This window comes from Arthrobacter agilis, from assembly GCF_006494655.1.
GTDB lineage: Bacteria > Actinomycetota > Actinomycetes > Actinomycetales > Micrococcaceae > Arthrobacter_D > Arthrobacter_D agilis.
In genome coordinates, this window is the sequence record NZ_VHIM01000020.1 from 1 (window position 1) to 1491 (window position 1491).

The 1491-nt window shown below is 56.5% G+C and carries 2 rRNA genes; both read right to left on the reverse strand.

The features are described 5' to 3' along the window. Nucleotides 1-62: 62 nt before the first annotated feature. Nucleotides 63-179, reverse strand: a 5S ribosomal RNA gene (gene rrf, locus FJV46_RS15030). Between the two features lie 281 nt (nt 180-460). After that, a 23S ribosomal RNA gene (locus tag FJV46_RS15035) occupies nt 461-1491 on the reverse strand; the annotation flags it as partial.

A 1491-nucleotide genomic window follows, 5' to 3' on the forward strand; every position in this document is an offset into this window, starting at 1 on the left:
GGGTGGGTGGTTAAAGGGGTGAGGCCCCGCACCTGGTGGTGTGGGGCCTCAGCCTAATGGTTGTCCGGCGGTGTCCTACTCTCCCACACTCTCTCGGGTGCAGTACCATCGGCGCTGTGGGTCTTAGCTTCCGGGTTCGGAATGGGACCGGGCGTTTCCCCCACGCTATGACCGCCGTAACTCGTTTTACCGTCCTGTCCGGTGTCCCCCGGGTTCCGCTGGTGCGGTGGGTGGGGGTGTCGGTGGTGGTAAGTCTGTGGTTACAGGGTGGCTGACAGGTGTCCGTTCCCACCGTGGGGTGGGTGTGGTGTCGGCCGTGTATTGAGTTGTGTGGTGGTTCCTCGTTGTTGGTTGGGAACCGCATAGTGGACGCGTAGCATGTTTGATCTTCACTCACCCGTGTGTCATACCGGGGGTTTCCTGCCCGGGGGCAGGGGTTCCACCGGTATGGGGTGGGTGTGTGGTGTAAGTTATCGGCTTATTAGTACCGGTCAGCTTCACAGGTCTTTAGTCCCTGCTTCCACATCCGGCCTATCAACCCAGTGGTCTGGCTGGGGGCCTCTCACACTCTAGGTGTATGGAAATCTCATCTTGAAGCAGGCTTCCCGCTTAGATGCTTTCAGCGGTTATCCCATCCGAACGTAGCTAATCAGCGGTGCACTTGGCAGTACAACTGACACACCAGAGGTTCGTCCGTCCCGGTCCTCTCGTACTAAGGACAGCCCTTCTCAAATTTCCTGCGCGCGCAGCGGATAGGGACCGAACTGTCTCACGACGTTCTAAACCCAGCTCGCGTACCGCTTTAATGGGCGAACAGCCCAACCCTTGGGACCTACTCCAGCCCCAGGATGCGACGAGCCGACATCGAGGTGCCAAACCATGCCGTCGATATGGACTCTTGGGCAAGATCAGCCTGTTATCCCCGAGGTACCTTTTATCCGTTGAGCGACGGCCATTCCACAATGTGCCGCCGGATCACTAGTCCCGACTTTCGTCCCTGCTTGAGATGTCTCTCTCACAGTCAAGCTCCCTTGTGCACTTACACTCGCCACCTGATTGCCAACCAGGCTGAGGGAACCTTTGGGCGCCTCCGTTACTTTTTAGGAGGCAACCGCCCCAGTTAAACTACCCATCAGGCACTGTCCCTGACCCGGATTACGGGCCGAAGTTAGATATCCAGAGTGACCAGAGTGGTATTTCAACGATGACTCCACGCGAACTAGCGTCCACGCTTCACAGTCTCCCACCTATCCTACACAAGCCACACCGAACACCAATACCAAACTATAGTGAAGGTCTCGGGGTCTTTCCGTCCTGCTGCGCGTAACGAGCATCTTTACTCGTACTGCAATTTCGCCGAGTTTATGGTTGAGACAGCGGGGAAGTCGTTACTCCATTCGTGCAGGTCGGAACTTACCCGACAAGGAATTTCGCTACCTTAGGATGGTTATAGTTACCACCGCCGTTTACTGGGGCTTAAATTCCCAGCTT